The organism is Pseudomonas sp. B12(2026), assembly GCF_057767015.1.
In genome coordinates, this window is sequence record NZ_CM173430.1 from 1,214,157 (window position 1) to 1,237,523 (window position 23,367).

The following is a 23,367-nucleotide window of genomic DNA, read 5'->3' on the forward strand; positions in this document are numbered from 1 at the left end:
GGGACGCAGGCTGGCGCCGCGATGGCGCCAGCCCGTGGGGCTCAGAAGGCTTCGTCGATGGTGTGGACGGGATAGTCGGGGCTCTTGTACTTGCCGATCCTGCCACGCTTGGGCAGCTTCACCGGTTCGTGCGGCGCATCCTTGTACGGAATGTGCTTGAGGATGTGGCTGATGACGTTCAGGCGCACGCGCTTCTTGTCCTCCGAGCGCGCCACGAACCAGGGCGCCCAGGGCGAGTCGGTGGCGGCGAACATCAGGTCGCGGGCGCGGGTGTAGTCGTCCCAGAGGTTGAAGGACTTCAGGTCCATCGGCGACAGCTTCCAGATCTTGCGGCCGTCGCGGATGCGGTCCTCCAGGCGGCGGGACTGCTCCTCGGGGCTGACCTCCAGCCAGAACTTCAGCAGGATGATCCCCGACTCGGTCATCATCCGTTCGAACAGCGGGGTGACGGCGAGGAACTTGTCGGCCTGCTCCTCGGTGCAGAAGCCCATCACCCGCTCGACGCCGGCGCGGTTGTACCAGCTGCGGTCGAAGATCACCACCTCGCCGGCGGCCGGCAGGTGGGTCAGGTAGCGCTGGGCGTAGAGCTGCGACTTCTCCCGCTCGGTCGGCGCGGGCAGCGCCACCACGCGGAACACCCGCGGGCTGACGCGCTCGGTGATGGCCTTGATGGTGCCGCCCTTGCCGGCGCCGTCGCGGCCCTCGAAGACGATGCACACCTTCAGGCCCTTGTGCACCACCCATTGCTGCAGCTTGACCAGCTCGACGGTCAGCTTCTTCAGGTGCTCCTCGTACTCCCTGTTCTTCATCTTCCCGGTCTGTTCGGGGGCCGGGTTCTTCACCTTGCTCTTCTTGCCCATTTTTTTCTCCATGGCTGGCCTGCACGGCCGTCGAGTGAGCATAGCCGCTGGCCACAGTTCCGGGGCCTGAACAGGTCGATTTCGAATATGCGCCAGATGGCCGCAGGTCCTCGCGCTTGCCGCAAGGCGGCGCTCGACCGCCGGCCTCCGACGGCGGAAATCGCCGGAAGCCGTGGGAAAAAGCTGCCCCCGACCCGCGCTTTTTGGTGAAATGCGGGGCATTGTGCGCGGCGCCCGAACCAGGAGAGACGATGAGCGAACAGCGATTGGCCCCCGGCCTGATGGTGATCCACGGCAACCATCCGGAAGCGCTGCGCGACCTGCTGGTGCAGTGGATGAGCCTGCACCCGCTGGCGCCGCTGGAGAACGAAGTCATCCTGGTGCAGAGCAACGGCATCGCCCAGTGGCTGAAGCTGGCGCTGGGGCGCGACGTCGAGGAGGGCGGCTGCGGCGTCACCGCCGCGCTGGACGTGCAACTGCCCGCGCAATTCCTCTGGCGCGCCTACCGGGGCGCGCTGGGCCGCGATGAAATCCCCGAAGTCTCGGTGCTCGACAAGGGCCCGCTGACCTGGCGCCTGATGCGCCTGCTGCCGACCCTGCTGGAACGGGAAGAATTCGCCACCCTGCAGCGCTTCCTCGCCGACGACGCCGACCTGCGCAAGCGCCACCAACTGGCCGAGCGCCTGGCCGACCTGTTCGACCAGTACCAGGTCTACCGCGCCGACTGGCTGGAAGACTGGAGCCGCAACCTCGACCAGCTGCGCCTGGCCAACGGCAGCGTGCGCGCCCTGGATGACGACAACCGCTGGCAGGCCGCGCTGTGGCGCGCGCTGCTCGACGACGTCGGCGCGGAGGGCCTGGCCACCAGCCGTGCCGGCGTGCATGGGCGCTTCATCGAATGCCTGAAGGCCGCTGAGAACCCGCTGCCGAACCTGCCGCGCCGCGTGGTGGTGTTCGGCATCTCCGCCATGCCCGCGCAGACCGTCGAGGCCCTTGCCGTGCTCGCCCGCCACGCCCAGGTGCTGCTCTGCGTGCACAACCCCTGCCGCCACCACTGGGCCGACATCGTCGCCGACAAGGACCTGCTGCGCCACGAATACCGCCGCCAGCGCCGCCGCGCCGGCACCCCGGAGCTGCTCAGCGACGACCAGCAACACCAGTACGCCCAGCTGCTGCTGGCCGCCTGGGGCAAGCAGGGGCGCGACTACATCAACCTGCTCGACCAGTACGACGACCCGGAAAGCTACCGCGCGCGCCTGGGCGCGGTGAGCAACGGGCGCATCGACCTGTTCAGCGACGAGCCGCCAAGCAGCCTGCTCGGCCAGCTGCAGGACGACATCCTCGAACTGCGCCCGCTCGCCGAAAGCCGCGAGCACTGGCCGGCGGTCGACCCGCAGGCCGACGAGTCGATCCGCTTCCACGTCGCCCACAGCGCCCAGCGCGAAGTGGAAATCCTCCATGACCAGCTGCTCGCCCGCTTCGACGCCGACCCGACGCTGCGCCCGCGCGACGTGATCGTCATGGTGCCGGACATCAACGCCTACGCGCCGCACATCGAGGCCGTGTTCGGCCAGTTGCCGCGCGACGACAAACGCTTCATCCCCTACACCCTCGCCGACCAGGGCCAGCGCGGCCGCGAGCCGCTGCTGGTGGCGCTGGAACACCTGCTGCGGCTGCCCGACAGCCGCTTCGCGGTGAGCGAAATCCTCGACCTGCTGGACGTCGCCGCCCTGCGCGCGCGCTTCGGCCTGGCCGACGCCGACCTGCCGCTGCTGCGCCGCTGGATCGACGGCGCCGGCGTGCGCTGGGGCCTCGACGGCCAGCAGCGCGAACGCCTCGGCCTGCCCGCCGCCGCCGAGGCCAACAGCTGGCGCTTCGGCCTGCGGCGCATGCTGCTCGGTTACGCGGTGGGCGAGGGCGACGCCTTCCAGGGCATCCAGCCCTACGCGGAAATCGGCGGGCTCGACGCCGCCGCCCTCGGCCCGCTGGCCGGGCTGCTCGGCGCGCTGGAAGGGGCCTGCGAGCTGCTCGCCGAAGACGCCGACCCCGCCACCTGGGTGCAGCGCCTGCGCAGCCTGCTGGACGACTTCTTCCAGGTCGGCGACGACCACGACGAACTGCTCCGCCAGCAACTGCTGGAACTGCTCGAAGGCTGGCAGCAAACCTGCGGCCACGCCGGCTTCGGCGACCCGCTGCCGCTCTCGGTGGTGCGCGAGGCCTGGCTCGGCGGGCTGGATGCGGGCGGCCTGAACCAGCGCTTCCTCGCCGGCGCGGTGAGCTTCTGCACCCTGATGCCGATGCGCGCGATTCCCTTCCAGCTGGTCTGCCTGCTGGGCATGAACGACGGCGACTACCCGCGCCCGCAATCGCCGCTGGACTTCGACCTGATGCGCAACGACTACCGCCCCGGCGACCGCTCGCGCCGCGAGGACGACCGCTACCTGCTGCTCGAAGCGCTGCTCTCGGCGCGCCGCCAGCTCTACGTCAGCTGGGTCGGCCGGAGCATCCGCGACAACAGCGAGCGCCCGCCCTCGGTGCTGGTCGGCCAGCTGCGCGACCACCTCGCCGATGGCTGGCGCCGCGCCGACGGCAGCGACCTGCTGCCCGGCCTGACCCTGGAGCACCCGCTGCAACCCTTCAGCCGCGCCTATTTCGCTGCGCCGGCGGACCGGGGCATCGACGGCCTCTACACCTACGCCCGCGAATGGCGCGACGTACACCGTGAACACGCCGCCGAAGCGGACGATGCGCCACTTCCGCCGCTGGCGCTCGACGCGCCGATCGGCCTGCGCGTGCTGGCGGACTTCCTCGCCAACCCGGTCGGCGCCTTCTTCGTCCAGCGCCTCAAGGTGCGCTTCGGCGAGGAACAGCTCATCGGCCAGGACGAGGAGCCCTTCGAGCTCAACGGCCTGGACGTCTGGCAGCTGCAATTCGAACTGTGCGAGCGCCTGCGCCCCTGGGTCGAGCAGCACTGGCAGGGCGAGCGACTGGAGTCGCAGGTGAGCGAACAGGTGCAGCGCCTGCGCCGCGAAGGCCGGCTGCCGCTGGCGGCCTTCGGCGAGTTCACCGCCCAGACGCTGGTGGCGCCGCTGCACGACCTGCTGGCGCGCTACCGCGAACAGCTGGAGCACTGGTCGCAGGTCGAGGAGGCGCAGCGCGAGCTCAAGCACGAGCACGCCGGCATCAAGCTGGAAGACTGGCTCGGCGGCCTGCGCCGCAACGCCGGCGGCCAGCTGGCCAGCCTGCAACTGGTCAGCGGCAAGCTCCACGAAGGCCGCGGCTACAAATGGCACGGGCTGGTGCGCCCCTGGGTGCGCCACCTGGCGCTGCAACTCTGCGGCGAGCCGGTGAGCAGCGTGCTGGTCGGCCTCACCGGCACCCTGGAACTGCCGCCGCTGCCGGCGGAGCAGGCGCGCGCCGAGCTGAACGGCCTGATGGACGCCTGGTTCCAGGGCATGCGCCGGCCGTTGCCGGTGGCCTGCAAGGCGGCCTTCGCCTGGCTGGCGGCGGGCGACGATCCCGAGCGCGCCGCCCGCGAGGCCGCCAAGCGCTACGACGGCGGCTACAACCTGAGCGGCGAGGCGGCTTCCTCGGCGGCGCTGGCGCGGGTCTACCCGGACTTCGCCAGCCTCGACGCCAGCGGCGAATTCGCCGCCTGGGCCGAAGCGCTCTACGGACCGCTGTTCACGTTGCTGCAACGCAAGGAGGCGGAACAATGAGCGCCGTCGGTTCCAGTTCACAGGAGCTCAACCCCCTCGACTTCCCGCTGCACGGCAGCCGGCTGATCGAGGCCAGCGCCGGCACCGGCAAGACCTTCACCATCGCCTTGCTCTACGTGCGCCTGGTCCTCGACCACGGTGGCGAATCGGCGGCGTTCGGCCGGCCGCTGAGTCCGCCGGAAATCCTCGTGGTGACCTTCACCGAAGCGGCGACCCAGGAACTGCGCGAACGCATCCGCGCGCGCCTGGGCGAAGCCGCGCGCTGCTTCGCCGAGCCGGCGGGCGAGCACGACGGCCTGCTGCGCAAGCTGCGCGACAGCTATCCCGCCGAGCGCTGGCCGGGCTGCGCGCGCCTGCTGCGCCTCGCCGCCGAATGGATGGACGAGGCCGCCGTCTCCACCATCCACAGCTGGTGCTACCGCATGCTGCGCGAGCACGCCTTCGACAGCGGCAGCCTGTTCACCCAGGACCTCGCCGCCGACCAGAGCGAACTGCTCGCCGACGCCGTGCGCGACTACTGGCGGCGCAATTTCTACCCGCTCGGCGCGGCGGCGGCCAATGCCGTGCGCCACTGCTACGCCGGCCCGGAGGCGCTGATGCGCGCCGTGCAGCCGCTGCTCGCCGCGCAGGAAGCCGGCTTCCGCTACGCCGACCAACCGCTGAGCGCGCCGGCCTCGCTGGGCGCGCTGCTGGAATCCACCGGCCAGTGGTACGACGAACTCGCCGCCGCCGAAATCCACGCCCGCCAGGCCTGGGCCGCCGACCGCGCGAGCCTCGCCGAGCTGCTGCGCAACCTGCGCGCCGACCTCAACGGCACCAGCTATCGCGGCAAGGACGACGACGCCACCTTCGCCGGCTGGATCGACGCGCTGGACGCCTGGAGCGAAGGCGCCGACGCACCGGACAATCTGGCCAAGTTCGGCCAGACGCGGATCAAGGTCCGCAAGGGCAAGGAGGTGCCCGAGCACCCGGCCCTGCAAGCCATCGACGCCTGGTGCGAACGCGACGAGCAGCGCCCGGAAATCGCCCCGCAACTGCTGCTGCACGCCCTGGGCGACGTGCGCCAGAGCCTCGAAGCGGAGAAGCAGAAGCGCGCCGAACTGGGCTTCGACGACCTGCTGGTGCGCCTCGACCGGGCGCTGGCCGGCAGCGGCGGCGAGCGGCTGGCCGAACGCATCCGCGAGCAGTTCCCGGTGGCGCTGATCGACGAGTTCCAGGACACCGACCCGCTGCAGTACCGCATCTTCGAGCACGTCTACCGCATCGCCGACAACCCGGGCGAAAGCTCTTCGGAAAAGAAATTGGGCCTGTTCATGATCGGCGACCCCAAGCAGGCGATCTACGCCTTCCGTGGCGCCGACATCCACACCTACCTGCGCGCCCGCGACGCCACCGCCGGGCGGCACTACACCCTGGGCACCAACTTCCGCTCCACGCAGGCGATGGTGAAGGCCGCCAACCGCTGCTTCCTGTTTGCCGAGAGCCACAAGCGCGGCGCCTTCCGCTTCGCCGAAGAGGGGCGGGAAAACCCCGTGCCCTTCCTCGAAGTCGGCGCGCGGGGGCGTGACGAAACCCTGCTGCTGGAAGGCCTCGAAGCGCCGGCCATGACCTTCTGGCAACTGGACAAGGCCGGCGAGGTCTGCCGCTCCGGCGACTACCGCGAGCAGATGGCCGCGCGTAGCGCCAGCGCCATCCAGCGCTGGCTGAGCTCCGCGCAGAGCGGCTTCCGCGCCGCCGATGGCAACTGGCGCGCGCTACGCCCGGCGGACATCGCCATCCTCGTGCGCGGCCGCAGCGAGGCCGAAGCCGTGCGCGGCGAACTGGCCAGGCGCCGGCTGGCCAGCGTCTACCTCTCCGACCGTGACTCGGTGTTCGACAGTCCCGAAGCCGCCGACCTGCTGCACTGGCTGCGCGCCTGCGCCGACCCCGGCAACGACGGCAGCCTGCGCGTCGCCCTGGCCACCCGCAGCCTGGCGCTGGATTGGGCGACCCTGGAACGGCTCAACCAGGACGAGCGCTTCTGGGAAGACATGGTCCTGCGCTTCCGCGACTATCGGCTGCTCTGGCAACAGCAGGGCGTGCTGCCGATGCTGCGCCGCCTGCTCGCCGACTTCGCCCTGCCGGCGCGCCTGCTGCAACAGATCGACGGCGAACGCAGCCTGACCAACCTGCTGCACCTCGCCGAATGGCTGCAACGCGAGGCGGTGGAGCTGGACGGCGAGCACGCCCTGCTGCGGGTGCTCGCCGAGCAGCTGGAAAGCCCCTCCAGCGAGGAAATCCTTCGCCTGGAAAGCGACGCCGACCTGATCAAGGTAGTGACCATCCACAAGTCCAAGGGCCTGGAATACCCGCTGGTGCTGCTGCCGTTCATCTGCAGCTGGCGCGAGCTGGACGGCAAGAGCGCCACGCCGCCGAGCTTCCAGTCCGGCGAGGCGCGGGTGGTGGAGCTGTCGCGCGACAAGGAGCAGGCCAGGGCCGCTTATCAACAGGCCAACGACGAGCGCCTGAGCGAGGACATGCGCCTGCTCTACGTCGCCCTGACCCGCGCGCGGCATGCCGTGTGGTTGGGCGTGGCGCCGCTGGTGATGAGCAACAGCAAGAGCCCCGAGCTGCACAAGGGCGCCATGGGCTACCTGCTCGGCGGCGGCGATGCGCTGAGCGTGGAGGACCTGTCCACGCGCCTGGGCGAGTTGCAGGACGGCCACGGCGAAATCGTCCTCGACGCGGCGCCGGTCGCCGACCTGCAAGCCTTCGTCGGCCCGCAGGCCGGCGAGCTGGGTGCGGCCCGCGAGCCGCGCCGGCGGGTGGCGGAGAAATGGTGGATCGCCAGCTACTCCGCGCTGGCGGCGCTGGCCGGCGGCGAGGACAGCGAGTCGCCCGCACCCGCGCCGGCGGCGGACGAACCCACCAGCGCCGGCGAAGACCTGCTGCGCGAAGGCAGCCTGGAGGAAGCCCGCGAAGCCGACGTCGCGCCCGCGCCGTTCAGCCTGCACGCCTTCCCCCGAGGCGCGAACCCCGGCAGCTTCCTCCACGGTCTGCTGGAGTGGGCCGCCGACCAGGGCTTCGCCAACTGCGACCCGGAGCCATTGCGCGACCAGCTGGCGCGGCGCTGCCAGGTACGCGGCTGGGAGGCCTGGATCGAGCCGCTGCACGGCTGGCTGACGCAACTGCTGCACACCGCCTTCCGCCTGCCCGATACCGCGCCGGTCAGCCTTGCCGGGCTGGCCAGCTACCAGAAGGAAATGGAGTTCTGGTTCGCCACCCGCCATGTCGACAGCCAGCGCCTCGACCGCATCGTCACCCGCCACACCCTCGGCGGCGCGGCGCGGCCGGCGCTGCAGGCGAACCAGCTCAACGGCATGCTCAAGGGCTTCATCGACCTGGTGTTCGAGCACGAGGGGCGCTACTACGTCGCCGACTACAAGTCCAACTGGCTCGGCGCCGACGACGAGGCCTACACCGCCCCGGCCCTGCGCGAGGCGCTGCTGGAGCACCGCTACGACCTGCAATACGCGCTCTACCTGTTCGCCCTGCACCGCCTGCTGCAGGCGCGCCTGCCCGATTACGACTACGACCGCCACGTCGGTGGGGCGCTCTACCTGTTCCTGCGCGGCAGCCAGTCGGCGACCCAGGGCCTGTACCTGGAGCGCCCGCCGAAGGCCCTGATGGAGGAACTGGACCGCCTGTTCCGCGCCGTCGACGAGGAGATGCCGGCATGACCGCGCCGCTGAAAACCGCCGCTGCAATGCTCGACCTGATCGGCCGCTGGGCCGAGCGCGGCTGGCTGCGCGAGCTCGACCGCGCCTTCGCCGCCTTCCTGGTGGAACGCGCGCCGGATGCGCATCCGTTGCTGATCCTGGCCGCCGCCCTGGCCAGCCACCAGCTCGGCCGCGGGCATGTCTGCCTGGACCTGCAAGCGACCCTGGCCGACAGCCGTTTCGCCCTGTCGCTGCCGCCCGAAGGCGACCCCGCCAAGGACGCCCCCGAGCTGCCCGACGTGCTGCTCGACGGCATCGTGCTGCACGCCTGGCAGGCCGCGCTGGACGACCCGCGCCTGATCGGCGGGGGCGCCGGCGATACCCCGCTGGTGCGGGTCGGCCGGCGCCTCTACCTGCGCCGCTACTGGCAATACGAATGCGCGGTGCGCGCGGGCATCGACCAGCGCCTGCGCCAGGGCGAGGCGCTGCGCGCCGGGCTGCCCGCCGCGCCGTTGCGCCAGGCGCTGGATGCGCTGTTCCCGAAGAAGCCCGGCGCACCGGCGGACTGGCAGAAGCTCGCCTGCGCGCTGGTCGCCGGCAACGCCTTCGGCATCGTCACCGGCGGCCCCGGCACCGGCAAGACCACCACCGTGGTCAAGCTGCTCGCCCTGCTGCAAAGCCTGGCGCTGGGGGAGGGCGGCCGGCCGCTGCGCATCCGCCTCGCCGCGCCCACCGGCAAGGCCGCCGCGCGCCTCAACGAATCCATCGCCGGCGCGGTGAAGAACCTCAAGCTGGACGCCCTGCCCAACGGCGAGGCGGCCCGCGAGGCGATCCCCACCGAAGTCACCACCCTGCACCGCCTGCTCGGCAGCCGCCCGGACAGCCGCCAGTTCCGCCACCACGCCGGCAACCCGCTGGCGCTGGAGCTGCTGGTGGTGGACGAAGCCTCGATGGTCGACCTGGAAATGATGGCCTCGCTGCTCGCCGCGCTGCCGCCGCGCGCCCGGCTGATCCTGCTCGGCGACAAGGACCAGCTGGCCTCGGTGGAAGCCGGCGCGGTGCTCGGCGAGCTGTGCAGCCGCGCCCGCGAAGGCCATTACCGCCCGGCCAGCCGCGACTGGCTGGAGGCGGTGACCGGCGAGCAGATCGACTCCGCGCTGCTGGACGCGCAGGGCAGCGACCTCGACCAGGCCGTGGCCATGCTCCGCCACAGCCACCGCTTCAGCGCCGGCAGCGGCATCGGCCAACTGGCGGAAGCGGTGAACGCCGGCGATATCCCGGCCCTGCGCGACGTGTGGAAGGCCCGCCACGAAGACCTCGCCCGCATCACCGTGGACGCCCAGGACACCCGCAGCCTGCGCGCCCTGGTGGTGGACGGCGGACGCGGCGGCGACCTGTTCGGGCCGGTCGGCTACCGCCATTACCTCAGCGTGCTGGCGGCAAAACGGCCGCCCGCCGATGCCGGGCAGGCGGCACTGGACGACTGGGCCCGGCAGGTGCTCGAAGCCCACGGCCAGTTCCAGTTGCTCTGCGCCTTGCGCCGGGGACCGTGGGGCGTCGAGGGGCTCAACACGCTGATTACCGAACTACTGCACAGCGAGGGGCTGATCCCCTCGACGCACGCCTGGTTCCTCGGCCGCCCGGTGCTGGTCACGCGCAACGACTACGGCCTCGGCCTGATGAACGGCGACATCGGCATCACCCTGGCGCTGCCGCAAGCTACGGACGACGGCGGCGTGCGCTGGGTGCCGCGCGTGGCCTTCCCGGCGGGCGACGGCACGGACGCCATCCGCTGGATCCTGCCCAGCCGCCTGCAGGCGGTGGAAACCGTGTTCGCCATGACCGTGCACAAGTCGCAGGGCTCGGAATTCACCCACGCCGCGCTGCTGCTGCCGGACAGCCTCAACCCGATCCTCACCCGCGAACTGGTCTACACCGGCATCACCCGCGCCCGCCGCTGGTTCACCCTGGCCAGCGCCGGGCGCGGCTGGCATGTGCTGGAGCAGGCGACGGAGCGGCGGGTGCAGCGGGCGAGCGGGTTGCTGGAAGGGTAATTTCCCCAGGTTGAATGGGACTTTTCCTATTTTTCGTCCGTCGGCCTTCGGGCAGCCTGATGGATATGAAACTGACGCATTTCCCGGGGCCCCAGGCCCCTTTGTCCGCCACGCCCAAGGCCTCCCGTAAACGCCCGCGTCTGCTTGCCGGGGGCGTCACTTCCTGCCTGATTCCCCACGCCCGGCCCATGCCCCGGCGCGCGCTTCGGCAGCGCGGAATCGCAGTGGCGCCGGCGGATGACGGCCGGGTCCCGGGGTTCCCTTCGCAAACGCCGATGCCCGAGAAGAACCCATGAAAAACGCCATCAGAGTAGTAATCGCGGATGACCACCCCGTAGTCCTGGCCGGGGTACGTGAGTTGATCGGAAAGGACGACCGTTTCCAGGTGATCGGCGAGGCCCGCAACTCCAGCGAACTCGTGGCGCTGTGCCGCGAACTGCAACCGGCCATCGTGATCACCGACTACAACATGCCGGGCGACCTGACCTACGGCGATGGCCTCAAGCTCGCCGGCTACCTGTATCGCAACTTCCCCCACACGCGCCTGCTGGTCCTCACCATGCTCTCCAACCCGCTGATCCTCTCCAGCCTCTACGACCTGGGCGTGGCGGGGGTGATCCTCAAGCACGGCGACCTCAACGAAATCCTCGTGGCTCTCCAGGCCATGATCCACGGGCGCATCTACCGGAGCCCGGGCATGCAGTCGGCGAGCAGCGTGCTGCCCAGCAAGGATGACGTGGCCGGCCGCATCGCCCGCCTCTCGGTGAAGGAATACGAAGTCCTGCGCCACTTCGTCGCCTGCATGACCGTGAGCGAAATCGCCCTGCTGCTCAATCGCAGCGTCAAGACCGTCAGCGCGCAGAAGGTCGCCGCCATGCGCAAGCTCGACGTGGACACCGACCAGGCGCTGCTGACGTTTTGCGTGAGGGCGAAACTGTTTCAGTGACGGTGCCGTGCAGGTGCAACCGGAGCCGGCGGTGCGGACCTGCCTCTTACGCTGTGATAGTCGAGAGGTATGGAGGGCACCTACCGGCCCAGGCTGTGTAAAAACGTTTTCACTAACGATCACTGCTCAGAAAATACGCAAATTTCGCGTTTCCTAGCGATTTTCAGCAGAGTCAGTTGGGAAAAATTCCACAGATTTCACGTAGCAGCGTGAGTTTCGAAATTGAGCGGACGTTTTTACACAGCCTCGGCCATTAGCGGACATATACCCGCGCGGCCTTGGACGAGGCCCAACTAGGTCAGCAGGTAGGGTGGATCACGCTTCACCGATCCACCATCGAACATCCGCGCGGGTGCCGGTGGTGGAAGTGAAAAGCGACTTCCACCCTACCGCTGGAATCCGCGTCCTGCGCGGCCTCTGCCGCCAACCCGCCTTGCTCCCCCGCGTCGAAAGACTTCCCCCTCAACCCGACGGGCTTCAGATCGTGGCGGTCGGTTTATGAGATTTGTCTGATGCCCCGTTGAGTGACTGTTCCGAAAAATACGCGGCGCACAAACCTTCAACTCCGGCGCTATTCCAGCCCCAGGTTTGTGCGTTGGGTCTGCTGCCGACCCCCATCCAGGCGGCAGGCCCATTTAATTTTTCGCCAACGGGAGAGCAACACCATGAAATCCACACTACGCGCCGTACTGATCTGCCTGGCAGGTGCCGGCCTTGCCACCACCCAGGCCTTCGCCGCCAACGGCGGCACGATCAATATCACCGGCAGGGTCACCGATACCAGCTGCGTGATCGATGCCGGCTCCGCCGCCATCGACGTGCATCTGTCGCCTGTCGCCAAGGATCTACTCGCTGCACCGCTGAGGGCCGCCGGCCGCACTGGTTTCACCATAGATGTGACCAATTGCGGCACTGGTGTGAAGGTCTCCGCGTCCTTTGTCCCAGACAGCAACGTCGATGCTTACGGCAACCTGAAAAACACCAGCAGCGCCGCTAACGTCCAGGTGCAATTGCTCGACAAAGACCAGCAGCCGATCAACATCCAGACCGATGATAGCGTCAAGCAAATGGCTCGTGCCGATACCCCCGACGGCACTGGCAAGGCCACCCTGCAGTACTACGCCCAGTACTACACGCATGATGGCGCCGCCGGCGCCGGTGACGTCATCGCCATGGCGAACTACCAGCTGACCTACGAATGATCCATCAGGCCCGGGGCGCTAGCCCCGGGCCACATGAGGTATCCGCGATGCTGGCCGTTCCCGCCCACTGGCTCTCCACCCTGTTCGCCATCGTGCTCTGCACGTTCGCCCTGACCGACGCCCAAGCCGGCGTCATGATCGACGGGACGCGAATCGTCTATCCCGCGAAGGAGCGCGAAGTCACCGTCAAGCTCACCAACAAGGGCGCCGCGCCGGTGCTGATGCAGGTTTGGGTCGACCGTGGCGATGCCCGGAGCAAGCCGCAGGAGGCCGATGCGCCGTTCCTGGCGACTCCTCCGATCTTCCGCCTCGATCCGCAGAAAGGGCAGAGCGTGCGCCTGGTCTTCACCGGCGAGGCGCTGCCGCAGGATCGCGAGAGCCTGTTCTGGTTCAACGCCCTGGAAATCCCGCCGCTACCCAAGGACGCCGGCAACATGATGCAGATCGCCGTGCGCTCCCGCCTGAAGCTGTTCTACCGCCCCGCCGGCCTGCCGGGTGATCTGCCCGGCGCCATCGGACAGGTGCGCTGGAGCGTGCAGAAGCAGGGCGCGGGCTACGTGCTGCGCGGCGAGAACCCGAGTCCCTACCACCTGTCCTTCAGCCGGCTGGTGCTGCAACAGGGCGGCAAGGACTACGACACCGGCGGCGGCATGATCACGCCCTTCGGCCAGCAGGACTTCCCCCTGGCCGGCTACGGCGGCGGCAGCGGTGGCAGCGTGCGCTACCGATGGATGAGCGATTTCAGCGCCTCGCCCGAGCAGCAAGCCGCGCTGCGCTGACCCGCCAACGGCGCGCCGCCCCGCTGCGCCCCTCGCGTCCAACCCCGTAGGGACAATCATGCCTCCGACACCGCATGCAACCGCAGGTGGGCCGCCGAACGTCCAGCGTCTGCTGCTGGCCGTCGCGATTGGCGCCGCTCTGGCCGCTGCCACCAAGGCCACGGCCGACAGCGACCTGCAAGCCTCCTTCAACCCGGCGTTCCTGCAAGGGCCGGCGGGCAGCCAGATCGACGTCAGCCGCTTCGAGCGCGGCAACCCGGTGACGCCGGGCAGCTACCGGCTGGACGTCTACGTCAACCAGAACTGGATCGGCCGCCAGGAAGTGCGCGTGCGCGACGGCCAGCCGCCGCGCTACTGCTTCGCCCGCCAGCAGCTGTCCAGCCTCGGCCTGGACGGCGAGAGCCTCCCGCCCGCGCCGGCGGGCAGCGATGCAGACGACGACTGCATCGACGTCGCGCAGCGCATTCCCAACGCCCGCGCCGAGCTCGACCTCTCCGGCCTGCGCCTGGACCTGAGCATTCCCCAGGCATACCTGAGCCGCGTGGTGCGCGGCTATGTCGACCCGCGCGACTGGGACCGTGGTGTCACCGCCGCCTTCGTCGACTACAACGCCAACGCCTACCGCAACGAAGGCGGCGGCCAGGGCAGCACCCAGTATTACGCCGGTCTCAACGCCGGGCTGAATCTGGGCGACTGGCGCCTGCGCCACAACGGCAGCTACAGCCGCAGCGCCGGCAACGGCACGACCACCAGCAACTACGACGCGGTGAGCAGCTACGCCCAGCGCGACCTGACCGGGCTCAAGTCGCAACTGACCCTGGGCGAGTACTACACCCCCTCGGAGCTGTTCGACAGCGTGCCCTACAGCGGCGTCCAGCTCGCCTCCGACGACCGCATGCTGCCCGACTCCCAGCGCGGCTTCGCCCCGGCCATCCGCGGCAACGCCGAGAGCAACGCGCGGGTCACCGTGCGCCAGGGCGGCAGCGTGATCTACGAAACCAGCGTGGCGCCGGGGCCCTTCGTCATCGACGACCTGTACAACACCGGCTACTCGGGCGACCTGGAAGTGACCATCACCGAGGCCGACGGCCGTACCCGCAGCTTCACCGTGCCCTTCGCTTCGGTGGCGCAACTGCTGCGCCCTGGCACCTCGCGCTACAGCCTCACCGCCGGCCGGTACCGCGACGACCGTCTCGCCGATGCGCCCAATTTCGTCCAGGGCACCTACCAGCGCGGCATCTCCAACACCTGGACCGGCTACACTGGCGGCATCATCGCCGACCAGTACCAGGCGCTGCAGGGCGGGCTGGCGCTGAGCACGCCGCTGGGCGCCTTCGCCTTCGACGCCACCCACTCCAGCGCCTCGGGCCTGCCGGCGCGCGACGGCCTGGACGGCTCGCCCAGCGGGCAGAGCTACCGGCTCAGTTACAGCAAGCTGCTGGAATCCACCCGCACCAACTTCGTGGTGGCGGCCTACCGCTTCTCCAGCGAGGGTTACCTGAACTTCGCCGACTACGCCCAGGCGCGGGACGCCAGCGCCTACGCGCCCTACCGCCAGCGCAACCGCGTGCAGGTGAACATCAACCAGCCGCTGGCCGATGGCTACGGCAGCCTGTACCTGAGCGGCTCGTCGCAGAACTACTGGCAGCCCGGCAAGTCCAGCGACACCAGCTACCAGGCCGGCTACTCCAACGGCTACCGCTGGGGCAGCCTGAGCCTGTCGGCCAGCCGCACGCGCATGGGCTACGGCGAAACCGACACCCAGTACATGCTCAGCCTGTCGCTGCCGCTGGGCAGCTCCAGCCATGCGCCGTACCTGAGCAGCTCCACCACCCGCTCGGACAAGGGCGACCTGAACAGCCAGCTGAGCGTTTCCGGCTCCCTGGGCGAGTTCAACGAATTCAGCTACGGCGTGTACGGCTCGCGCTCACGCTCCGCCGGCGACACCAGCACCGCCGGCGGCGTCAACGCGCAGTACCGCGCGGCCAGCAGCAATCTCTCCGGCAGCTACAGCGAAGGCGACGGCTTCCGCCAGATCGGCCTGGGGCTGTCGGGCAGCGTGGTGGCGCATCCGGGCGGCATCACCTTCAGCCAGGCCCAGGGCGAGACCCGCGCCATCGTCGAGGCCAAGGGCGCCGAAGGCGCGCGGCTGCTCAACAGCAGCGGCGCGAAGGTGGACGGCAGCGGCTACGGCGTGGTCTCCAGCCTGATGCCTTACCGGCAGAACGAAGTGGCGCTGGACCCGAAGGGCACCGCCGACGACGTCGAACTCCAGCTCACCTCGCAGAACGTCGCGCCGCGCTACGGCGCCGTGGTGCTGCTCAAGTACCCCACGGTCAGCGGCGAGCCGGTGCTGCTGACCCTGCGCGACGAGCGCGGCGAGGCGCTGCCGGTCGGCGCCGAGGTGCTCGACGCCCAGGGCAACAGCCTGACGCTGGTGGGGCAGGGCAGCCGCGTGTTCATCCGCGCTGCCGAGCGCGAAGGCGAGCTGACCGTGCGCTGGGGCGAGAGCGGCGACCGGCAATGCCGGGTGCGCTACCAGTTGCCGTCGGCGGAAGCGAAGGGCGCTTCCGTCTTCATCAAGGCCGAGGCGCTGTGCGCCCGCGCCACCGGGCCGACGCAGGTCGCCGGCCGCTGACCATGCGAGGCCCAGCCATGCGAATCCTGATCCTGCTTCTTGTCCTGTTCTGCGCGCGTTCGGCGTTGGCGGCATGCCAATTCTCGGGCGGCAGCGTAGCTGACTTTCCCCCTTCCATAACAACGCCGAGCAAACTGAGCATCCCGCGCGACGCCGCCAACGGTACGGTAATCTGGGACAGTGGCTGGAGGAGCAGCGCAACAATCACGATCACTTGCGATCCCTTGCCTTCGGGGACCGTCCGTGGCGACTTCATCCGCATTGGCTCGGGCGCGCTGGTGCCGGGGTATACCAGTAATGGCTTTCCCTCTGTGTACGAGACCGGTATCGATGGAGTTGGCATCGCGCTGTTCTGGTGTGATGAGGTGAACTCCAGCTGCGACTCCGACTGGACCAGGATCACCCCGCTACGCAGCATGAACTGGGTCCTGGACCGTCCGAACTACGAGCTGAAAGTCAACTGGCGGGTGGTCCTGATCAAGACCGGGAAGATCGTTACTGGCTCCTCGTTGCCCGTCATCATCACTAATGCCTCAGTCCTCTATGACCGTCTTGCGGTGGCAGGACGGACCATTTTCGCTTCCTTTGATATCGCCGACCGGATCTGCGACGTGAGCAACCCCAGCATCGACGTGCCCCTGCCGATCATCGCCAAGACCGATTTCGACACCAGCTCGCGGCTCCCTCTGGCCAACGACAAGGCGCGCACCTTCAACATCAACTTGCGGTGCGACAGCGGGGTGAAGGTCAACTACCAGGTCACTGGCACCCAGGACGACACCGGCAACGGCGTGCTGAGGAACACCGGTACGGCGGCGGGCGTCGGCGTCCTCCTCTACAAAGGCGACCTGGGCAGCAACGAGCGGCTGCCGCTGGGGGAGAAGCAGTTCTACGTTGCAACGACGTCCGAGACCCCGGTGAGTATTCCCCTGACCGCCCGCTACTACCGCACCGTCGATATCGAGGACATGGTGGCGGGGACGGTTTCCGCCACGGCGACTTTCACGTTGTTCTACGAGTGAGGCGCCAGTGCCCGGCGCCCCGGGCTGCACCCCCGACGAACGGCAAAAGCCGCCTCCCAGAGCGCCCGCTTGAGGGCGATCTGGCGAGGTGGCGCGCGTTCCGCGAGTTTTTTCCCTTCCCCTGTCGATTTCTCCCCGCGCCCTTCGACTACTCGGTAACTGCAACGGCAACGTGCGGGAGCCGGCCATGAAGTACCTCTGCCTGATCTACGTGGACGACCAGCGTCTCTCCAGCCTGTCGGCCGGGGAATACCGCCGCCTGATGGACGAGTGTTTCGCCAACGACCGGCACCTGCGCGAGGCCGGGCTGGTGCTCGCCTCCGAGGCGCTGGAAACGGTGGAAACCGCCACCACGCTGCGCCACGGCGCGGCGGGGCTGGCGATCACCGACGGGCCCTTCGCCGAGACCCGCGAATACCTGGGCGGCTTCGTGCTGATCGACGCCCGCGACCTCAACGAGGCGCTGCAGATCGCAGGAGGCATTCCCAGCGGCCGGCTCGGCGCCGTGGAAGTCCGCCCGGTCCGCGACTGGGACCGCTATTTCGCCGGGCACTGAGCCCGCTTCACGCGTCAGGAGAATGTGATGCTCAAGTGGATTGCGTTGGTGGTGGCACTGGCCGTGGTGGTGGTCCTGGTGCTGGCGGCGAATCGCCCGGGCACCTTCCGCGTGGAGCGCACCGCGCGCATCCAGGCGCCGCCGGAGAAGATCCAGGGCTACATCGAGGACTTCCGCCAGTGGCAGCGCTGGTCGCCCTTCGAGGCGCTCGACCCGCAGATGCAGCGCACCTTCTCCGGTGCCGAGAAGGGCCGGGGCGCGGTGTACGCCTGGGCCGGCAACGGCAAGGCCGGGGAAGGGCGGATGGAGATCGTCGAGAACGACCCCGGCAGCCGCGTGACCATCGCCCTGGAGTTCCGCAAGCCGTTCAAGGCCAGCAATACCGCCGAATTCACCCTGGTGCCGCGCGACGGCGGCACCGAGGTGACCTGGGCGATGTTCGGCCCGGTGCCCTTCGTGGCGAAGATCATGCACCTGTTCATCGATGTGGACAGCATGGTCGGCAAGGACTTCGAGGCGGGCCTGGCCAGTCTCAAGCGGCTCGGCGAACAGGGCTGAGCTTCCCCATCGGGCGACCACGAGGAGGTCTGCCATGTGTCCCCTGTGTCTTTCCACTCTGACGCTGGCGGTGTCCGGCGTTCTTTCCGCCGGCGGCGCCAGCGCGTTCGCCATCACCCGGCTGCGCGGCAAACGCCGCGTGCGCCCCAACCCGCCATCGGGCCGTGCCCAGGAGCGTGCGTCATGAGTCTCGCCAATCAACCCTTTCCCCGCGTGGCCTCCCGTGAAGAGTGGCTGCAAGCGCGCAAGCAACTGCTGGAACAGGAGAAGGCCGCCACCCGCGCCCGCGATGCGCTGAGTGCCGTGCGCCGGGCACTGCCGGTGGTGCGCATCGACAAGGATTACCGCTTCGAGGGCCCGCGCGGCACGGTGCGCCTGCTCGACCTGTTCGAGGGGCGGCCGCAGCTGATCGTCTACCATTTCATGTTCCACCGCGACAAAGCCCGGGGCTGCGAGGGCTGCTCCTTCCTGATCGACAACTTCGACCGGCTGGAGCACCTGCACGCACGCGGCACCAGCTTCGCCATGGTGTCCCGCGCGCCGCTGGAGGAGATTGCGCCGTTCCGCGCGCGCATGGGCTGGGCGTTCCCCTGGTATTCGTCGTTCGGCAGCGACTTCAACTACGACTTCCACGTCAGCATCGACGAGCAGGTCGCGCCGGTGGAGTACAACTACCGTGACAAGGCCGAACTGGAACGCCTCGGCCAGCGTTACCACGTGCAGGGCGAGCAGCCGGGCCTGAGCGTGTTCCTGCGCGACGGCGAGCAGGTTTTCCACAGCTACTCGACCTACAGCCGCGGGCTGGACGCGCTGATGCTCACCTATCACCTGCTCGACCTCACGCCGCTCGGGCGCGGCGAGGGCTGGGGCGGGATGCCCGACTACGAAGGCAAGGGCATGCACTGGACGCGCCTGCACGACGAATACGACGAAGCCCCGCAGCCGCACAGCTGCTGCGGCTCCTGACCTGGAGGAAATCACCCATGACTGCCGCTGAAAAGAACGCCGCCCACACCGATCTGCACGCGCTGCTGGAGAGCTGGCTGAAATCCGTGCGCGCCGCCGACGTGGAGGGCATCACCCGCCACTACACCCGCGACATCCTCGCCTTCGATGCGGTGAAGCAATTGCAGTTCAAGGGCGTGGAAGCCTACGCCAGCCATTGGCGCGACTGCCTGCAGATGTGCAAGGAAAGCACCTTCGAGATGCGCGATCTGAGCTTCGAGGGCGGCGACGACACCGCCTTCGGCCATTACCTGGCCTACTGCGGCGGCACCGACGACAAGGGGCAGCACAATGCTTCCTGGGTGCGCGTCACGGTTGGCCTGCGCCGCGAGGCGGGGCAGTGGAAGATCGCCCACGAGCATTTCTCGATTCCGTTCGATCCGGCGACGGGGCAGTTGCTGTTCGATGCCAAGCCTTGAGGGGAGGTGCGCCCGGTATCGCAGGGGCGACGATACCGGGCGCGGGTGGCGCGAGGGGCCGGCCGGCGCTTGGCTGCGCCGGCCGGTGGGTTACATGCCCGCCAGCAGGCGTCGAGCGAGGCGCTCGCTGCCGGTCAGCTCGGCGAGGTGGCTGAGCTGGTTGCTTTCGTAGGACTGGTTGAAGGTCGCCACGTCCAGCGCGAGGATCTTGCGGAAGGCGGCGACCGCTTCCGGCCCCTTGGTTGCCGCGATCTTTTCGCCGTGCTGGGCGATGACGTCGAGCATCGCCAGCGGATAGCGCACCGGCAGGCCGATCCGCACGTGGACCATGCCGATGTTCAGGCGTTTGAGGGCGTAGGCGTCGTCGTAGGTGCCGCCGAACAGTTCGGTGAACCAGTCGGACAGGGTGTTGCCCAGGCGTTTGGTGTCGGTGATGAATTCACGGGTTGCCTCGTGCTTGAGCAGGCGATCGTAGAAATCCACGATCAGCTGTTCGCTGGCGACCTTGGCCTGCGGCTGCAGGCTGGCGAGCAGGGCACACTCCTGCGCGGAAATGTCGATCAGCTGCAGCAGCTCCCTGACGATGAATTCGTTCTTGGTTTCCCAGCTTTTGCGGTCTTCGCTCATGGTCTGCTCTTCTTAGAGAATGGCGTTCAGTTGCTCGATGGCGTCGGCCACTTCGATCTGGATCAGGCCGGTGTTGCTGTCGGGCAGCGTGACCAGCGACAGGCACGCCTTGCTGCCGACCAGATAGATGAACACGCGCCCTTCGCTGGCCTGCAGGCTGATCTCGCGGGACTGGCCGACCTTCAGCGTTTCGCTGATGCGCTTGCCGACGCCGATGGCCGTTGCGGACATGGCGGCGACGCGCGCGGGGTCGACCGCCACGTCATTGATGACCTGGACGATGGCGATGCCGTCCAGCGTGCTCAGCAGGCTGCCCTTGATCGCGGGGATCGCCTTGTTCAGACGGTCCAGTGCCTCCAGTAACTGCGTTTGTTTGCTCATGGTGAAACCTCCGCTCCCGAGAAGCGTTGTCTGTAGTTAGATGCACAGCTGGCGAACCAGCTGGATGAGTGCGAGTTCGGCGCTTGCCCGATCTTCCGGGTGGATCGAGACGACCTGCTCGGCGGGGATGCCGAAGTAGGCGCCGACGTCTTCCGGCAGCCAGGCGGCGCTGGCGACGTCGCCGTGGGTCAGGGCCACGAGGAAGGGAATGGGGTGGCGGCTGGTGACGAATTCGAGGATGCGCCGGGCATTGGGGAAGTCCTCGGGGCGGTTGCAGGCCACCAGCAGGAGCATGCCGAAAGCGCCTTCGCCGAGGACTTCCCACATGAAGTCGAAGCGGCTCTGGCCGGGGGTGCCGAACAGGTGCAGGCTGAATTCGCCGAGGTCCATCTGGCCGAAGTCCAGGGCGACGGTGGTTCGCTCTTTGCCGATCTGTTCGGTGCTGAGTTCGTCGGTGTTGACCACCGGGATGGTCGAGAGCGTTCGGATCAGGGTGGTTTTCCCTGCGCCGACCGGGCCCGAGATCAGGATTTTCACGATCGATGTCATTTCAGGAAGAGTCCCAGCAGGCGTTTGGCGAGGGATGTGTTGGTTTGGGTTTGCGGGGCTTGCGGGTTTTCGCTGTAGGCGCGCACCGGCCAGATCTTCTTCACCTCGCGCAGGTGCTTGAGGTGGAGCTGCACGATTTCCAGGGAGACGCCGAGCTTCCCGCTCAACTGCTCGGCGCTGGCTCCGCGCTCCAGCAGATGGCTGCTGCGCAGGAGGAATTCGTCGAGCGCCGGGGGCAGGTTCACGGTGCGCCCCTTGATCAGCATGAAGCGCGTTTGCGGGTGGGGCAGGGCTTCGGCCGGCGCTTCGGCCTGGGGCTCGCTGGCGCTGGCGGGCAGCAGCTCTTCCCAGTTCAGCGCCAGTGGACCGGGCGGGGCGGATTCAGCGGGATGGGCGTCGAAGTGGAAGGAGCCTTGTCCTTCGCTCAGGCGCTTGAGCGCCAGTGAAATTTCGTGGGAAGTGTCGAGGGTGCGTTCGATGCTGACGCGGGTGATGCGTCCGCTGGAAAGGTGTACATGCAGCCGGCGGCCGCCGTCGTTTTCGATCAGGAGATTGCCGGTGCGCCCGCCGATGACGGACAGGATTTCCCTGACGGAGAAGTCTGCTAGTTTTCCGAAGATGGCCAAGGCACGGGTACTCGCTGGGGCTTGAATGGCTCTCACGCTGGAGCCGGGCGACATTAGAGCCGCGACCCGTCGCCGGGGCCTTAAGACGTTTCTGAAACGTGGAGTGCGGGGGCGGGCCTTGCTTTTCAGGGCTGCGGGGCGATGGTGGCGGAGATCGCCCAACGACGCCGGGAAAAACGCCGCTCAACGTTCTGTCTGTCCGAACATTGCCTGGCCTTGGCGAAAACCCGTGCAGGATAGGCAGACCCCTCTCCCCCCAAGGACCGCTGATAGCCATGCACGACTACGCCCCCCAGGCCCTGCGCGATGTGGTGGACGACGTCTACCGCCGCGAGTCGCGCCGCGTGCTGGCCACGCTGATCCGCCTGCTGGGGGATTTCGACCTGGCCGAGGAGGCGCTGCACGAAGCCTTCGCCGCCGCCGTGGAGCAGTGGCGGCGCGATGGCGTGCCGGCCAATCCGCGCGCGTGGCTGGTGTCCGCCGGGCGCTTCAAGGCGATCGACGGCCTGCGCCGCCGTTCGCGTTTCGACGCCTCGATGCTGCAGATCGCCGAGCAACTGGAGGTCGATGCGCAGTCGGTGGAGGAGCAGGCCGACGCGAGTGTCGCGGACGACCGCCTGCGGCTGATCTTCACCTGCTGCCACCCGGCGCTGGCGGCGGACGCCCAGGTGCCGCTGACCCTGCGCGAGGTCTGCGACCTGCGGACCGAGGAGATCGCCCGCGCCTATCTCGCCACGCCGGCGACCATCGCCCAGCGCATCGTCCGCGCCAAGGCGAAGATCCGCGATGCGCGGATTCCCTACCAGGTGCCGGAAGCCGCCGAGCTGCCGGAGCGCCTGGCCAGCGTGCTGCGGGTGATCTACCTGGTGTTCAACGAGGGCTATTCGGCCACGGTGGGCGACTCGCTGACCCGCACCGACCTGTCCGCCGAGGCCATACGGCTGGGCCGCCAGTTGCTCGAACTGCTGCCGGAGGCGGAGGTGATGGGGCTGCTGGCGCTGATGCTGCTGCACGAATCGCGGCGCGAGGCGCGCACCGGCGAGGATGGCGGGATGGTACTGCTCGACCAGCAGGAGCGCAGCCGCTGGAACCGCGCACAGATCGACGAGGGCCGGCAGCTGATCGTCGCCGCGCTGGCGACCGGCCGGGCCGGCCCTTACACCCTGCAGGCGGCGATTTCCGCCGAGCACGCGGTGGCGGCGGATTTCGCCAGCACCGACTGGGCGCGGATCGTCGGCCTCTACGATGCGTTGCTGGGCCTCCAGCCCTCGCCGGTGATCGAGCTCAACCGCGCGGTGGCGCTGGCCATGCGCGACGGCCCGCAGGCCGGGCTGGCGCAGGTGGACACCATCCTCGCCCGTGGCGAACTGCAGGATTACCACCTGGCCCACGCGGCCCGCGCCGACCTGTGCCGGCGCCTGGAGCGCCGCGACGAGGCGCGCGCGGCCTATGCGCGGGCGCTGGAGCTGGTGCGCCAGGGGCCGGAACGGCGCTTCCTGGAGCAGCGCCTGCGCGAGCTGGACGGCGCCGGCCCGCGCAGTTGAGGGCTCGAAAAACTGCGAGCGCCGTCGATGGCATGCTCGGCGGTCCCGTTTGCCAACGCCTGTACCTCCCGCCGATCGCGTTTTTTGTGCGCGCCGGGGCGCCACGCAGGCCGCGGCTCGGCTACGCTGGAGCATGGGGATTGCCTGCGGCAACCCGGCCGTTGACGAGTGCGCGCGAATTCCG

The 23,367-nt window shown here is 68.7% G+C and carries 19 protein-coding genes; 14 read left to right on the top strand and 5 right to left on the bottom strand.

Annotated elements, in window-relative coordinates; genetic code table 11:
• Positions 1-41 precede the first annotated feature (41 nt).
• Positions 42-860 carry a polyphosphate kinase 2 gene (gene ppk2, locus AC3B6A_RS05755; protein ID WP_488401330.1) on the bottom strand — a complete coding sequence of 273 codons (819 nt, stop codon included), beginning with the start codon at positions 858-860 and terminating at the stop codon, positions 42-44.
• 251 nt (positions 861-1,111) lie between these two features.
• Between ppk2 and recC the strand changes: the two genes are divergently transcribed.
• The 13 genes from recC (at position 1,112) to AC3B6A_RS05820 (ending at position 19,456) form a co-directional block, all read left to right on the top strand.
• Complete coding sequence (gene recC / locus AC3B6A_RS05760) at positions 1,112-4,579, top strand: exodeoxyribonuclease V subunit gamma (RefSeq protein ID WP_488401331.1); 3,468 nt, start codon at positions 1,112-1,114, stop codon at positions 4,577-4,579.
• Entirely contained in the window at positions 4,576-8,298 is a 3,723-nt protein-coding gene (gene recB, locus AC3B6A_RS05765) for an exodeoxyribonuclease V subunit beta (RefSeq protein WP_488401332.1), read from the top strand. Before recC ends, recB begins: the two co-directional genes overlap by 4 nt.
• Entirely contained in the window at positions 8,295-10,331 is a 2,037-nt protein-coding gene (gene recD / locus AC3B6A_RS05770; RefSeq protein WP_488401333.1) for an exodeoxyribonuclease V subunit alpha, read from the top strand. Before recB ends, recD begins: the two co-directional genes overlap by 4 nt.
• 292 nt (positions 10,332-10,623) lie before the next feature.
• The gene (locus AC3B6A_RS05775; RefSeq protein ID WP_488401334.1) at positions 10,624-11,277 is read left to right on the top strand and encodes a response regulator; all 654 of its coding nucleotides are present in this window, start codon (positions 10,624-10,626) and stop codon (positions 11,275-11,277) included.
• 665 nt (positions 11,278-11,942) lie between these two features.
• Positions 11,943-12,479: a fimbrial protein gene (locus AC3B6A_RS05780; RefSeq protein WP_488401335.1), complete on the top strand. Its 537-nt coding sequence runs from the start codon at positions 11,943-11,945 to the stop codon at positions 12,477-12,479.
• Positions 12,480-12,526: 47 nt separating this feature from the next.
• Positions 12,527-13,258: a fimbrial biogenesis chaperone gene (locus AC3B6A_RS05785; RefSeq protein ID WP_488401336.1), complete on the top strand. Its 732-nt coding sequence runs from the start codon at positions 12,527-12,529 to the stop codon at positions 13,256-13,258.
• Positions 13,259-13,316: 58 nt separating this feature from the next.
• Positions 13,317-15,896, top strand: a complete 2,580-nt coding sequence (locus AC3B6A_RS05790) for a fimbria/pilus outer membrane usher protein (RefSeq protein ID WP_488401337.1) — start codon at positions 13,317-13,319, stop codon at positions 15,894-15,896.
• A gap of 17 nt (positions 15,897-15,913) precedes the next feature.
• On the top strand, positions 15,914-16,918 hold the full coding sequence (locus AC3B6A_RS05795; protein WP_488401338.1) for a fimbrial protein: 1,005 nt from the start codon (positions 15,914-15,916) through the stop codon (positions 16,916-16,918).
• A 187-nt stretch (positions 16,919-17,105) separates the two neighbouring features.
• Positions 17,106-17,474, top strand: a complete 369-nt coding sequence (locus AC3B6A_RS05800) for a YciI family protein (protein ID WP_488401339.1) — start codon at positions 17,106-17,108, stop codon at positions 17,472-17,474.
• A 27-nt stretch (positions 17,475-17,501) separates the two neighbouring features.
• Positions 17,502-18,032, top strand: a complete 531-nt coding sequence (locus tag AC3B6A_RS05805; protein WP_488401340.1) for an SRPBCC family protein — start codon at positions 17,502-17,504, stop codon at positions 18,030-18,032.
• Positions 18,033-18,066: 34 nt separating this feature from the next.
• Positions 18,067-18,219: a hypothetical protein gene (locus tag AC3B6A_RS05810; protein WP_488401341.1), complete on the top strand. Its 153-nt coding sequence runs from the start codon at positions 18,067-18,069 to the stop codon at positions 18,217-18,219.
• Complete coding sequence (locus AC3B6A_RS05815) at positions 18,216-18,998, top strand: DUF899 domain-containing protein (RefSeq protein WP_488401342.1); 783 nt, start codon at positions 18,216-18,218, stop codon at positions 18,996-18,998. The genes AC3B6A_RS05810 and AC3B6A_RS05815 overlap by 4 nt, the downstream gene beginning before the upstream one ends.
• Positions 18,999-19,015: 17 nt before the next feature.
• On the top strand, positions 19,016-19,456 hold the full coding sequence (locus tag AC3B6A_RS05820) for a YybH family protein (RefSeq protein ID WP_488401343.1): 441 nt from the start codon (positions 19,016-19,018) through the stop codon (positions 19,454-19,456).
• A gap of 90 nt (positions 19,457-19,546) precedes the next feature.
• Here AC3B6A_RS05820 and AC3B6A_RS05825 read toward each other — a convergent pair whose 3' ends face one another.
• The 4 genes from AC3B6A_RS05825 to AC3B6A_RS05840 are packed head-to-tail and all read right to left on the bottom strand — an operon-like array spanning position 19,547 to position 21,639.
• Positions 19,547-20,083: a protoglobin domain-containing protein gene (locus tag AC3B6A_RS05825; RefSeq protein WP_488401344.1), complete on the bottom strand. Its 537-nt coding sequence runs from the start codon at positions 20,081-20,083 to the stop codon at positions 19,547-19,549.
• A gap of 12 nt (positions 20,084-20,095) precedes the next feature.
• Entirely contained in the window at positions 20,096-20,464 is a 369-nt protein-coding gene (locus AC3B6A_RS05830) for a roadblock/LC7 domain-containing protein (protein WP_488401345.1), read from the bottom strand.
• Positions 20,465-20,500: 36 nt separating this feature from the next.
• Entirely contained in the window at positions 20,501-21,001 is a 501-nt protein-coding gene (locus tag AC3B6A_RS05835; RefSeq protein WP_488401346.1) for a GTP-binding protein, read from the bottom strand.
• Positions 21,002-21,009: 8 nt separating this feature from the next.
• Positions 21,010-21,639: a DUF4388 domain-containing protein gene (locus AC3B6A_RS05840; protein ID WP_488401347.1), complete on the bottom strand. Its 630-nt coding sequence runs from the start codon at positions 21,637-21,639 to the stop codon at positions 21,010-21,012.
• A 275-nt stretch (positions 21,640-21,914) separates the two neighbouring features.
• Between AC3B6A_RS05840 and AC3B6A_RS05845 the strand changes: the two genes are divergently transcribed.
• Positions 21,915-23,183 carry an RNA polymerase sigma factor gene (locus AC3B6A_RS05845; protein ID WP_488401348.1) on the top strand — a complete coding sequence of 423 codons (1,269 nt, stop codon included), beginning with the start codon at positions 21,915-21,917 and terminating at the stop codon, positions 23,181-23,183.
• Positions 23,184-23,367 lie beyond the last annotated feature (184 nt).